Source organism: Peribacillus sp. QJM3NY_7, assembly GCF_056173225.1.
The window spans coordinates 3586670-3598783 of the sequence record NZ_CM149663.1 but is presented as its reverse complement, the minus strand read 5'-3'; the positions used below and the strand labels follow the sequence as shown (position 1 = coordinate 3598783).

Below are 12114 nucleotides of genomic sequence, written 5' to 3'. Positions count from 1 at the left end.
TTTTCAGATTTGTTTGACCGAATAACACATTCCTTGCAGGGATAAGCCCTAAAAGGGATGGGGAAAAAGCAAGGTCCAAATTAATTGAAATCTGATGAAAAATTATTATAAATCGACATTTTCCTCCCTTTTGCTAACTATATTAATTGATTTAACGTTTGACAAAATTAAAAGTTATTCAAAACAAACACAATATATAGTAGTTGAAATATTTAATACGACACTATATGTTGATTTTTGAGTTTCGCTATGATAAATTTAGGGTACTTGTTAAGCGAAACGGACATGTAAGGCTACATAAGGATTTTTGCGGCAGCAAGAACGGATCATGAAACATATAAAGGAGAGGGAATTATGTCGGTTGTAATAAAAGAAGCTTTAAAGGTTGATCTAGAAAGGTTGAATAAGGATATTTCTTTATTTCCCCAGGTTCACCCTGTAACTGCTGATATGAAAATGGCGCATAAGGGAGTGTCCCGTCTAGTCATGCTTGACCGCTATTCTTTTAAGGATACTGAAAAAATCACACTCTCGGCAGGCGATTTCGTCGTGTTGACGATTAAGGAAGATCCGAAATTCCCGGCAAGGGGTCTCGGTTACATCGTTGAAATTGATTGGGAAACCAAAAAAGCCAAGGTATTGGTGGATGAAGAATTCCGTGGCGTATTGGATAATCCGGAAGAAGTTGAGACGGGAATTGTAAACCGTCCGTTGGATATAATCGAAAAGCCTCTTGAAATATACTATGAACAAATTGCGAAACGTAATGCAACGGGATTGGCATCAGTGGAAACCACGGAAGAAAAAAGAACGGAATGGTTCAATAAATTCTATGAAGAATTAAAGAACCTTAATTTCGTCCCGGCAGGCCGAGTATTATACGGTGCAGGTTCCAATACGGATGTTACTTATTTCAACTGCTATGTAATGCCATTCGTACCGGATTCACGTGAAGGTATTTCAGAACATAGGAAACAAGTGATGGAAATCATGAGCCGCGGCGGCGGAGTGGGTACGAACGGATCGACACTGCGTCCAAGAAACACTCTGGCAAAAGGGGTCAATGGAAAATCCTCGGGGTCAGTGTCATGGCTTGACGATATTGCAAAACTGACGCATCTTGTTGAACAGGGCGGCAGCAGACGAGGCGCGCAAATGATCATGCTTGCTGATTGGCATCCCGATATTGCAGAGTTCATCATTTCCAAAATGCAAAATCCAAGGATTTTGCGTTACCTAGTGGAAAACACCAAAGATGAAGCCATCAAGAAATATGCCACGGATAAATTGAAATTCACGCCGCACACGGAACAGGAAACGGCTATGTATCAAGGGATCATCAATTATAAGGAGATTCCTGGCCAAGGCGGGTTCAGCGAGAAAATCATTAGGGATGCAGAGGAAAAGATCCGTACAGGCGGAACATACAGTGTCCATAATTCGGATTTCTTGACTGGAGCCAATATCTCCATTTGCCTGACCAAGGAATTTATGGAAGCGGCTGAACAAGATGCGGAATATGAATTACGTTTTCCTGATGTTGAAAGCTATAATGCCGAAGAAATGGCCATTTACAATGAAGAATGGCATAATGTCGGCGATGTTCGCGAATGGGAGAAAATGGGTCATAAAGTCCGTGTTTACCGTAAAATCCGGGCTAAAGAGCTTTGGAACTTAATAAATATTTGTGCAACATATTCTGCTGAACCAGGTATTTTCTTTATCGATAATGCTAATGAAATGACGAATGCCAAAGCATACGGTCAACAGGTTGTAGCCACGAACCCTTGTGGAGAACAGCCATTGGCCCCATATTCAGTATGTAACCTTGCTGCTGTCAATCTGGCTGAAATGGCTGATAAAGAAAGCAAAACGGTTAATTTCGAGAAACTTAAGCAGACAGTTGAAGTCGGTGTGCGCATGCAGGACAATGTCATTGACGCAACTCCTTATTTCTTGGATGAAAACAAAAAACAGGCACTGGGCGAGCGAAGAGTTGGACTAGGTGTAATGGGTCTGCATGACCTGTTGATCTACTGTGAAACGGAATATGGCTCTGAAGAAGGAAATATCCTGGTTGACAAGGTGTTTGAAACGATTGCGACCACAGCTTACAGGGCTTCGGTGGAACTTGCTAAAGAAAAAGGCAGTTTCCCGTTCCTGATCGGGTCAACGGACAAAGAAACCAATGAGCTTAGAACACGTTTCACACAAACCGGATTTATGGAAAAAATGCCGGAAGATATCAGGGAAAGTGTTGCTGCGCATGGTATCCGTAACTCTCATTTATTGACAGTGGCTCCTACGGGAAGTACAGGAACGATGGTTGGGGTATCAACAGGTCTTGAACCGTATTTCTCCTTCACGTATTTCCGCAGCGGCCGTCTTGGTAAATTCATTGAAGTTAAGGCTGACATTGTACAGGAATACTTGGATCGCCATCCAGAAGCAGATACAGAAGAGCTTCCAAAATGGTTCATTTCCGCTATGGAATTAGCTCCAGAAGCACATGCTGATGTTCAATGCATCATTCAACGCTGGATTGACAGCTCGATCAGCAAGACGGTCAATGCTCCAAAAGGATATACTGTCGAACAAGTTGAAAAGGTATATGAACGTCTATACAAAGGCGGAGCAAAAGGCGGAACGGTATATGTGGATGGCAGTCGTGACAGTCAGGTCCTTACGCTCAAAGCGGAAGAAAACCAAATGGACGAGCAGCTTGAAATGGATGAATTGACAGATGTGGAAGAAAAGAAAAAAGTTGTATTGGTCGATACGATAAATGAGCTGCGTTCGACGAATGTTACAATTGGTTCGGAAGTGGGTAACACTTGCCCCGTATGCCGTAAGGGTGAAGTTCAGGAAATGGGCGGATGCAATACGTGCACGAATTGCGGAGCGCAATTGAAATGCGGGCTATAAGCTGATGCAAAGGAAGTCGTTAAGTATGCTGCAAAGCTATCTTAACGGCTTTTTTTAGAGTCATTAATCCAGGGCAGTGACAGCCTGTTCAATTAAATACCAATAAAGAAGACCGAATCATCGTAAATTCGGTCTTCTTTTCACGTTCAATCAACCATTTTCATTTTGCTGCCCTATTTCCTTTTCGGCTAGATATTGGTTGCCATCTTTCAATACCGAAAATTCATCGACGGAGTCTCCCGGTATATTCCTTGGATTTGGAAATTTATTATCTGTTTGAACGGTGATCGTTTGTTTTCCCATTCCATTTGTCAAGAAGTCTCGTTTATTAGCCATATCGCATCTCCTTCATTTTGAATTTCCAAGTAAAAACAATCATGAGGATAAAAGAATAAAGAAAAACTATCCTTATTAATTAGATTGTGTAGTTCGATTGAAAGTATGAACAAATCGAAAAAAGAATGGAGATCGAAATGAAACCATTTATGCCACAGTTAGTATATATCGAGCCAAGGGCATTGGAATACCCGCTTGGCCGGGAATTGAAGAAGAAATTCGAGGATTTGAACATTGAAATCCGTGAGACCACGTCGCATAACCAAATTAGGGATCTTCCTGGAGAAAATGATCTGCAAAAATATCGTGTCGCCAAATCGACACTCGTGATAGGAATCAGAAAAACATTGAAATTCGATTCTTCAAAGCCATCTGCTGAATATGCCATTCCTCTTGCTACAGGGTGCATGGGGCATTGTCACTATTGTTATTTACAGACGACACTCGGATCAAAGCCATATATTCGGACATATGTGAATCTTGACGAGATTTTCGAGGCTGCCGAAAAATATATAAATGAGAGAAAGCCTGAAATTACCCGTTTTGAGGCAGCGTGTACATCGGATATCGTCGGAATTGATCATTTGACACATTCATTAAAAAGGGCCATAGAGTATTTTGGGAAAAGTGAATATGGGGTTCTTAGGTTCGTCACTAAATTCCATCATGTCGATCATCTGTTGGATGCTGAACATAATGGAAAAACGAGGTTTCGCTTCAGTATAAATTCACGTTATGTGATAAAAAATTTCGAACCCGGGACTTCGAGCTTCGAAGAACGGATGGAAGCGGCACGTAAAGTGGCAGGTGCCGGATATCCCCTGGGTTTTATCGTAGCTCCAATATACCGTCATGAAGCATGGAAGGAGGGCTACCATGAATTATTCGAACGGTTGAGTGAGGCCTTAAAAGGGGTGGATATCCCTGACTTGACTTTCGAATTAATCCAGCATCGGTTCACTGGTCCAGCAAAAAAAGTGATTCAAAAAAACTATCCGAAAACAAAATTGGAACTGGACGAAACGAAGCGTAAATATAAATGGGGCCGATATGGAATTGGTAAATATGTTTATCAAAACGAGGAAGCGGCAGAACTGGAAACGACCATTCGTGGGTATATAGCGGAATTCTTCCCGAAAGCGGAAATTCAGTATTTTACCTGAATCAAGGCAATTTTCTTTTTAAAACTGTCATAAATCGCTCTAATCCTGCTTAGAAATGTAAAGACCGGATTAGGGGAGGGCAGCTATGATTATTGACGGCGTTTTTTCCGGAGGCGGGATTAAAGGCTATGGTTTAGTGGGAGCCCTGCAGGAATTAGAAGAAAAGGGATTTGTATTCCATCGAACAGCAGGTACGAGTGCAGGATCCATAATTGCAGCATTCGTAGCGGCTGGGTACACGGGAAAAGAAATGGAAAAGTTTTTTCTTGATATAGATTTAAGCGGCCTGCTGGATAAGAGGCGTGGTCTTTTGCCTATCCCATTTGCTAAATGGCTTCTTTTATACTGGAAACTGGGCCTTTATAAAGGCAACGCCTTGGAAGCATGGGTCGCCGGTAAACTTGCCGAAAGGAATGTAGTTACCTTTAAGGATGTTCGGCCGAAATCACTCCGTATCATAACCTCTGACATTTCAAATGGGAAATTGGTCGTACTGCCTGATGATTTGCCTAATTATGGAATAGACCCGAGCGCTTTTCCAGTGGCAAAGGCAGTAAGAATGAGTTGCAGCATTCCGTATTTCTTTGAGCCAGTCAAACTTAATGTCGGAAAAAGCAAGTTCCTTTTTGTTGATGGAGGTGTGTTAAGCAATTTTCCAATGTGGTTATTCAATTCAGATCATGTTAGAAAGGAAAGACCGGTCATTGGCCTGCGGTTAAGCGTCGATGAGATATGGAAACCGCATGAGGTGGATAATGCGGTTGAATTATTCTCCGCACTATTCAAAACGATGAAAGATGCCCATGATGCTAGGTATATTTCCAAGAAACACGTCCATAATATTGTATTCATCCCGATGAAGGGAATTTCTGCAATGGATTTTAATCTGAATGATGAAAAAAAGGGTGAATTGATCAATAACGGCAGGCAGTGTACGAAGGAATTCCTTAAAAAATGGACTTATTGATAATAAATAAAAAATCGGGCTCTTAAAAAGAAGCCCGATTTTTCTTTTTATTCTTTTTCCCTTCGATGACGGTTAAGTGACTATCCGTTTTCTTTCTCCATTTTATTTTCTTTGATGATTTTGCTGCAGAGAAGCTAGCCACATTATCTTTTTTCGAAGTTCGGTTTTTTAGCCTTTTTTTCGATTGGCGGGCAGCCTTTCGGAATGCTTGCTGCTCTTTCTTAACTGGTTTTCCCTTTGTTAATCCGGTATAAATCATATAAATAATCCCTGCGACAATGGCTATTATGAGAATGTTTCTAAAAAAGCCAATCGGGTCATTAAATAGTCGGCTCAATAGTCCGAGGACTCCGAGGGCGATGATTCCGTATATCATGAAAGATATGAAACGTTTCAACAAAGACACCTCCTTAAGAGCATCATAAGCATTTTTAGCTTATTTTAAACATTCTAAATGTAAAATATTTGAAAAAATGAAGATCATTCATTTAGTTAGTATATGATTTTTCATCATCAAAATGTGTATAGATGTTTTACACAATTACATCCGATTCTAAACCTTTTTTGGTCTCTTTTTCCATCCTCAATAATTCTTGGAAGGATGCCAATGCGACTTCGACTTGATCATCGGTAGGGGCTTTGGTTGTCAATAACTGAAGCCAAAGGCCGGGATAGCCAAGGTAACGCAGGATGGGAGTGTCCCTTACTTTGTTAGTCAACTGCAAGACTTCGAATGCTATGCCGAGCACGACGGGGATAAGCAAAATGCGATTGACGACACGAACCCATAGCGGATCCGTTGGTACAAGAAGATAGATAAACATCCCTACAATGACAGTAAATAAAATAAAACTGCTGCCACAGCGATAATGAAGGCGGGAACTTGACTGCACATTCGCAACCGTCAATTCTTTTCCGCTTTCAAAGCAATTAATCACCTTATGCTCTGCTCCATGATACTGAAAGACCCGCTTGATCAATGGCGTCAAGGAAACTACATAAATATATACGAGCAGTAAAATCAGCTTGAACAAGCTTTCCACTAATACCTGAGCCGTATGGCCACTGAAAATGGGTTCTGTCAATTTTGCGAGGAAGACAGGAATCAAGGTGAAAAGCAATTTCCCAAATAGGAAGGAGATCACACCGATAACGGCAACACCTAGCCAAAGACTTAATTTAGAGGGGTCTTTCGTTTCTTTTTTCGTTTCTACCTGTTTTTCCCCGTCTTCTTCTTCTTCATACTGTTCAGTTGAAAAGTTAAGATGTTTCGAACCGGTGGCACTTGACTGAATCAGTGATACGATACCCCGTAGAAACGGTATTTTTTTTAAGCGGTTTACAACAGGTTTCGATTCACGCGGCAGATGATAATATACAATCGTCGAATCTTTGCGGCGTACCGCAGTGACTGTGTGATGTTTGCCACCGAACATGACGCCTTCCACTACAGCCTGCCCTCCATAAACGGGTTTTTGAACCTCAGACATTTCTACACCAACCTAATAGTTATTCACGTAGCTCTCTCATGGGTGCTAACATGTGTATTATCAAGCATCACAAGGGTTTAAGGCGGTCCTCCAAAATGGAATGGAAGCTTTATCCCTTACAATTGCTTTTTGAATGTTGAATCACAGGAAGGTATTATCCTGTGTACATTATAAATTTCAACAGAGGAAGGGGATTTTCCTCTGAAAAAAGCAGATTATTTATGATTTAATCATACAGAATTAATCACAAAACCTCTAGTGATTCTCCTCCCCAATAATAAAAAAAAATAGTTCTATTTAACAAAGGGCATACTACGTAGCGGAGGTGTTTGATATGTCTTCTAATGAAAATGGACAAATTCAACAGGAATATCAAAGCATGTTAATCTACAATGTACTTGCTGTCGGTTTTGTTGGGGGGGCTTTAGCAAGTTTTATCGGAATCCTAGCCTATTATGTTAACTTTATGGATTTTAGCCCAAAATTCATACTGACTTCGTGGTCAAATATGACCTGGATCGATCATTGGCTCGGTACGGTAATGACCATGATTTTATTCGGAATTTTATCCGTGGGGATCGCTTTTATATACTATAGTCTCTTTAAAAGGATGAAGAGTATTTTTCCGGGTATTTTTTTGGGGGTGGTCTGCTGGGCTTTACTTGTATTTGTCCTGAAACCGATGTTCATCGATTTGCCAACTTTTTATAAAATGTCAGCAAATACGGTTATAACAAGTGTATGCATTTTTATTATATACGGTCTTTTTGTAGGGTTTTCTATATCATATGATCATCAGGAATATATACGCCATAAAAACAAGGCCGAGAAGCAATCGGAAAGCTGATTGCTTCTTGGTTGTAAAAAAGTAGTAAGACAATTTGGAATTATGATAGAATGTTCATGGAAAGCAATCTTTTAACATGAGCAGGTGTTTGATGATGACAAAAATCTTACTAATCAATGGTCCGAATTTAAATCGCTTGGGGAAGCGGGAACCTGCGCATTATGGATCCTCGACGCTTGCGGATGTGGAAGCGCAATTAATGCTGCAAGCACAAGGGTTAAATGTGGAATTAACCTCTTTTCAAACTAACCATGAAGGAGCGATTATCGACAAGCTCCATTGGTCAGAGGATCATGGGATCGACGGGATTATCATTAATCCTGGGGCTTTTACTCATTATAGTTATGCGATTCGTGATGCAATAGCCGGAATTGATGTTCCAGTGGTGGAAGTGCATATTTCGAACATACATGCCCGTGAAAGCTTTCGACATGAATCAGTGACCGCTGCGGTATCGGCGGGACAGATTGTCGGCTTGGGGATACACGGTTATGAATTGGCGTTGCAGGCGATCACAAAGATTGCAAAGGGGGAAATTAAATGAATAAACTAATGCGCTTAAGAGCCTCGATGGAAAAGGTGGGCATTGATGGTTTTTTGATCACCAGTACATATAACCGCCGATACATGACCAACTTCACGGGAAGTGCAGGCGTTGTCCTCATTTCCCAAAAAGAAGCTAAATTCATCACTGATTTCAGATACGTGGAACAAGCGGGCAAGCAGGCACCGGACTATGAAGTCGTTCAACACAAAGGAACCATCATGGAAGAAGTCGGCAAGCAGGCTAAAGCGATGAACATCGGCAAGCTGGGTTTTGAGCAAGAGCACCTGACTTATGCTACATATAAAGCTTATGAAGCGGCCATTGATGGCCAACTTTTGCCGGTGTCTGGGGTTATTGAGAATTTACGCTTGATAAAGACTTCGTCAGAGATTAAGATATTAAAGGAAGCGGCTGCTATTGCTGATGCTGCGTTTACGCATATTCTGGATTTCCTGCGTCCAGGGATTACGGAACTGGATGTATCCAATGAACTTGAATTCTTTATGAGGAAACAAGGGGCAACTTCTTCTTCCTTCGATATTATAGTAGCATCCGGCATAAGGTCCGCACTTCCGCATGGAGTGGCTACTGATAAAATCATCGAAAAAGGCGATTTTGTCACATTGGATTACGGGGCATATTATAACGGGTATGTGTCTGACATCACTCGGACATTAGCGGTTGGCAAGCCAAGTGAAGAACTTATTAATATTTATGACATTGTTTTAGAAGCTCAACTGAGAGGAATGGCTGGGATCAAACCCGGTATGACTGGCAGGGAAGCGGATGCACTAACTCGAAATCTAATTGAAGAAAAGGGATATGGGCAGTATTTTGGACATTCGACCGGACATGGAATCGGCCTTGAAGTTCATGAAGGTCCAGCATTATCCTTTAGGTCTGATATCATTTTAGAACCAGGTATGGCTGTAACCGTTGAACCGGGCATTTATTTACCGGGCGTAGGCGGAGTGCGGATTGAAGATGATACAATCGTTACAATTGACGGTAACGAAGCACTTACTCATTCAACTAAAGAGTTAATCATTCTGTAAACATGTACATGTAGGAGGACAAATTTATGATTTCTGTAAACGATTTTCGCACGGGTGTTACGATTGAAGTAGACAATGGAATTTGGCAGGTTATCGAGTTCCAACACGTTAAACCTGGTAAAGGTGCAGCTTTTGTACGTTCTAAACTTCGGAACCTTCGTACGGGTTCAATCCAGGAGAAAACATTCCGTGCTGGTGAAAAAGTTGCTAAAGCACATATCGAAAACCGCAAGATGCAGTACCTTTATGCAAGTGGAGACAGCCATGTATTCATGGATAACGAAACGTATGACCAAATCGAGCTGCCGGCTTCAAGCATTGAACGTGAACTTAAGTTCCTAAAGGAAAATATGGAAGTACATATCATGACTTTCCAAGCGGAAACTCTTGGTGTCGAACTTCCAAACACAGTGGAACTAGAAGTGGCGGAGACTGAGCCTGGAATTAAAGGCGATACATCTTCAGGCGGCACGAAATCAGCCGTACTTGAGACAGGCCTTTCGGTTCAAGTGCCATTTTTCATCAACCAAGGTGACAAACTATTGATCAATACAAATGAAGGTTCTTACGTATCACGTGCATAAATGAAAGAAGGCCGAGATTAATATCTCGGCCTCAAATTGCAGACAAAAAGGTTTCGGAATGGTTTCATTCCGAAACCTTTTTGATTTTTTATGGGATTGGACTTCATGATGACGCAGATGATCTGCTTCTTCCGTATATTCATGCCAATATGGAGTGCCACCACTTTCTGAAGGTCCTTACTTTCTGTACAACACTGTGATAAAAATGAACGAGTCCTGCACAAATGCAATTGGATGATTTGTACACACGATATTCCTCTTTAATCTCCATTTTACAAGCTGGCACCAGTTGGTCTAAAGTAATCATTCATGCTGATCGAATCATGATCATGTTTAAAAAGCATCCCCATCTCCTCAAGTTCCCAGTCTGGAAGGTCCGTATGGTCTCATCCCAAACCATGATTTTATAAGAAGACTTGGTTACCCTTCATGTTTTACTTTTTTATGGAGTGGAACCCTCACTGGATTGAAGAAATCTGCGGCACTCCTGCCGAATAACTGGCTAGCCGAGACCCCACAGGCGCTTGCGCCGAGGAGGCTTGGCAGACAGTCGGCGGAAAGGGAGAGGATTTCTGAAATCAACTGCAACTTTTTTAAAATAAAAAGACGTAGACCGAGATTAATTTCTCGGTCTTTTTTAGATCCAGGAAGCTATAAAAAATCAATAAATGGTCCGTTTCTTTAATAGCCTGTCATCATTGCGTGCTTGTCGGCATATATTTTATTGAAAGTGGTGTATACAGGAGGATTGTCAAAATGGAAACGATTCTTTCTTTTTTACCGAAAAGTTTATACGAGCAACTCCGCGGTATGACACCGATGGTGATCGATAGGATGGAAGAACTGCGAATTCGGGTTGGCAGGCCGCTTGAGGTCATTGTAGGGGGGGAACCATACTTTTTTTCCTATGAAGTGACCCATTCGGATGCAGATCAATTATTGAATAATATAGGTCAATTTTCGTTATATACGCTTGAGGAAGAATTAAAGCGAGGATATATAACCATAGCGGGGGGACATCGGGTGGGGCTTGCTGGCAAGGTGATCCTGGAAAATGGTTCGGTCAAAGCGATCAGGGATATTTCCTCATTCAATATTCGGGTTGCACGTGAAAAAATAGGTGCAGCCGAACCTCTCACTTCATATTTATATGACGGGGAATGGCAGCATACCATGTTGATCGGTGCTCCGCAAACGGGAAAAACGACCATATTACGTGATATTGCAAGAATGATATCCAGTGGTAATGAAAAACTCGGCATTGCCCCTCAAAAGGTGGGGATAGTGGACGAGCGCTCAGAAATTGCCGGATGTGTGCATGGAGTGCCGCAGCTCGAATTCGGAACAAGGGTTGATGTGCTCGATGGATGTCCTAAAGCGGAAGGGATGATGATGATGATCCGTTCGATGTCCCCGGATGTATTGATCGTGGATGAAATAGGCAGGGAAGCGGATACGCAGGCTGTGCTGGAAGCCGTGAATGCAGGTATTAAACTCATGATAACCACGCATGGCCATACACTGGATGAAATCAAGAAGCGACCCATTATCGCTGAAATATTAAAGCAAAACATCTTTGAACGCTTTATTGAATTAAAAAGAAGTAAATCCGGTAGGAGGGGCTACAAAGTCCTTGATGCAGCAGGGGTTCCCATTTACTTGGGAGAAAGTGTGAACCCGCATGTTTAAGTTAATTGGAGCAGCGATAATTATTATAGCGACGACTTGGGCAGGTTTTGAAGCGGCGAAAAAATTAAGTATGAGGCCTCGTCAACTTAGACAGCTGAAAGTCGCCATGCAATCGCTTGAAGCTGAAATCATGTTCGGTCATACACCTTTGAAAGAAGCGGCAAGGAAACTTTCTAAACAGATGGCCAAACCTTTGTCCAGCTTTTTCGATACATTTGCAAATCGGCTCGAGTCAGGTGAAACCACCGTCAAAGAAGCATGGGATGATAGTTTGAAGAAAATATGGCAATCCCTTGCTTTAAAACAGGGAGAATTCGAGATTCTTTCACAGTTTGGGGAGACGCTTGGGAAAAGCGATAAATATCATCAGCAAAAGCAAATCATGCTAACGATGGCACATCTGGAACGGGAAGAAACCGATGCACTCGACCGCCAGGGGAAATATGAAAAAATGATGAAAAGTCTTGGTTTTTTATCAGGGCTATTATTGATCATCTTGCTGATGTAGGAA

General features: G+C 41.7%; 12 protein-coding genes. 9 read left to right on the top strand and 3 right to left on the bottom strand.

The genetic code is table 11. The annotated features are described in order from the left end of the window. The first annotated feature begins 354 nt into the window (after positions 1-354). Positions 355-2925: a vitamin B12-dependent ribonucleotide reductase gene (locus tag AC0VX1_RS17195; protein ID WP_048688328.1), complete on the top strand. Its 2571-nt coding sequence runs from the start codon at positions 355-357 to the stop codon at positions 2923-2925. 150 nt (positions 2926-3075) lie between these two features. On the opposite strand, the gene AC0VX1_RS17190 is transcribed toward AC0VX1_RS17195, so the two are convergent. Beyond that, entirely contained in the window at positions 3076-3261 is a 186-nt protein-coding gene (locus AC0VX1_RS17190; protein WP_048688331.1) for a hypothetical protein, read from the bottom strand. A 137-nt stretch (positions 3262-3398) separates the two neighbouring features. Between AC0VX1_RS17190 and splB the strand changes: the two genes are divergently transcribed. After that, entirely contained in the window at positions 3399-4424 is a 1026-nt protein-coding gene (gene splB / locus AC0VX1_RS17185; protein ID WP_057278804.1) for a spore photoproduct lyase, read from the top strand. A gap of 85 nt (positions 4425-4509) precedes the next feature. Continuing rightward, entirely contained in the window at positions 4510-5391 is an 882-nt protein-coding gene (locus AC0VX1_RS17180) for a patatin-like phospholipase family protein (RefSeq protein ID WP_230135344.1), read from the top strand. Positions 5392-5413: 22 nt separating this feature from the next. Here AC0VX1_RS17180 and AC0VX1_RS17175 read toward each other — a convergent pair whose 3' ends face one another. Together AC0VX1_RS17175 and AC0VX1_RS17170 are read right to left on the bottom strand one after the other, a co-directional pair. After that, positions 5414-5788, bottom strand: a complete 375-nt coding sequence (locus AC0VX1_RS17175; RefSeq protein WP_048677789.1) for an SA1362 family protein — start codon at positions 5786-5788, stop codon at positions 5414-5416. Between the two features lie 136 nt (positions 5789-5924). Further along, positions 5925-6881, bottom strand: a complete 957-nt coding sequence (locus AC0VX1_RS17170; protein ID WP_475468056.1) for a DUF1385 domain-containing protein — start codon at positions 6879-6881, stop codon at positions 5925-5927. 334 nt (positions 6882-7215) lie between these two features. Here AC0VX1_RS17170 and AC0VX1_RS17165 point away from each other — a divergent pair, with 334 nt between their 5' ends. From AC0VX1_RS17165 to spoIIIAB, 6 genes are all read left to right on the top strand, one after another. Further along, positions 7216-7728: a YqhR family membrane protein gene (locus AC0VX1_RS17165; RefSeq protein WP_413024635.1), complete on the top strand. Its 513-nt coding sequence runs from the start codon at positions 7216-7218 to the stop codon at positions 7726-7728. A gap of 94 nt (positions 7729-7822) precedes the next feature. Next, the gene (gene aroQ, locus AC0VX1_RS17160) at positions 7823-8272 is read left to right on the top strand and encodes a type II 3-dehydroquinate dehydratase (protein WP_048677783.1); all 450 of its coding nucleotides are present in this window, start codon (positions 7823-7825) and stop codon (positions 8270-8272) included. Then, positions 8269-9330 (top strand): M24 family metallopeptidase, encoded by a 1062-nt coding sequence (locus AC0VX1_RS17155; protein ID WP_098866544.1) that lies wholly within the window; start codon positions 8269-8271, stop codon positions 9328-9330. The genes aroQ and AC0VX1_RS17155 overlap by 4 nt, the downstream gene beginning before the upstream one ends. Positions 9331-9356: 26 nt before the next feature. Next, positions 9357-9914, top strand: coding sequence for an elongation factor P (gene efp / locus AC0VX1_RS17150; protein ID WP_034308328.1), 558 nt, complete (start codon positions 9357-9359; stop codon positions 9912-9914). 756 nt (positions 9915-10670) lie between these two features. Then, positions 10671-11603, top strand: coding sequence for a stage III sporulation protein AA (gene spoIIIAA / locus AC0VX1_RS17145; protein ID WP_057278798.1), 933 nt, complete (start codon positions 10671-10673; stop codon positions 11601-11603). After that, the gene (gene spoIIIAB / locus AC0VX1_RS17140) at positions 11596-12111 is read left to right on the top strand and encodes a stage III sporulation protein SpoIIIAB (protein ID WP_034308322.1); all 516 of its coding nucleotides are present in this window, start codon (positions 11596-11598) and stop codon (positions 12109-12111) included. The genes spoIIIAA and spoIIIAB overlap by 8 nt, the downstream gene beginning before the upstream one ends. Positions 12112-12114: the final 3 nt, after the last annotated feature.